Here is a 1,005-nt window from a genome sequence, read left to right as displayed (position 1 = left end):
TTGGTGACTTTCTTTCGGCGAAGCGAAAGAAAGTTACTGCGCCGCCGGGCGCACATCCCGGCCTCCCAAGCCGGCAACCAGCGCAGCGGCAGAACCCGCACACGCTATCCAAGCCCTGGAATGCGACCCGAGCGCCACCATCCGCCACCGAACCGAAGCCAAAATGGCTTCAAACCATTACCACATCAGCGCCAGAAGCTATATAAAAAGGAGCAATTGGCACACAGAGGCAGGCGCAGCAAAAGGGAAACCCCTTCAACCGCGCGCCCCGCCCTTGCCCCGCTTCGCCGGCGCTTTCCCCGCCTTGCCCGTCCCCGGCCGCCGCAAAAACGCCAGCAGCCGCCGCTCCGCCGCGCTGAGCCCACGCGGCGACGCGGCGCCGCCGATGCGCTCCCAGACCCGCTGCATGCCCGGCCCCGCATCCGAGGCCAGGCGCTCGCCCAGCTCCAGCACGGCCGGGTGCACATACGACTTCTTGCAGACCGTCGGCGTGTTGCCCAGCTGGCGCGCCACCTCGACCAGAATCTGGCGCGCCGTCCAGGCCTGGGCGTCTGCGGCCGCTTGCGTGCAGGCCAGGCGCGTCAGTTCCAGCGCCTGCACCGTGCCGTGCCAGGTGCGAAAGTCCTTGGCCGTGAAATGCGGGCTGTCCGCGCCGGGCGGCGCGGCGGCCGGCAGTCCCGCGCCGTCGCCGCCAGCAGCGCTGCGCGGCCTGCGCTCGGTGATGCTGCGCAGGTAGTCGTTGACATCGCCCGAGCCCACCGTGTGCAGCGCGCCGTCGGCGTCCTCGTACTGGAACAGCTCCTGCCCCGGCAGCTGCTGGCAGCGGCGCACCAGGCGGGCCACGCGCGGGTCGTCGAGCGTGGCGCTCTGCGGCACGCCGCTCTTGCCGCGAAAGCGCAGCCGCAGCGTGCTGCCGCGCACGTCGGCGTGGCGCGCGCGCAGCGTGGTCAGGCCGTACGAGTGGTTGCTGGCCGCGTACTCCTCGTTGCCCACGCGCAGGCAGGT

Annotated in this window: 1 pseudogene; it reads right to left on the bottom strand. The window is 70.8% G+C overall.

Going from position 1 to position 1,005, the window contains the following annotated elements:
• Positions 1 to 255: 255 nt before the first annotated feature.
• Positions 256 to 1,005, bottom strand: a pseudogene (locus tag B2J89_RS20725) (DNA topoisomerase IB); the annotation flags it as partial.

The organism is Acidovorax sp. SRB_24 (assembly GCF_012931925.1).
This window is presented reverse-complemented; position numbering and strand designations above follow the sequence as displayed.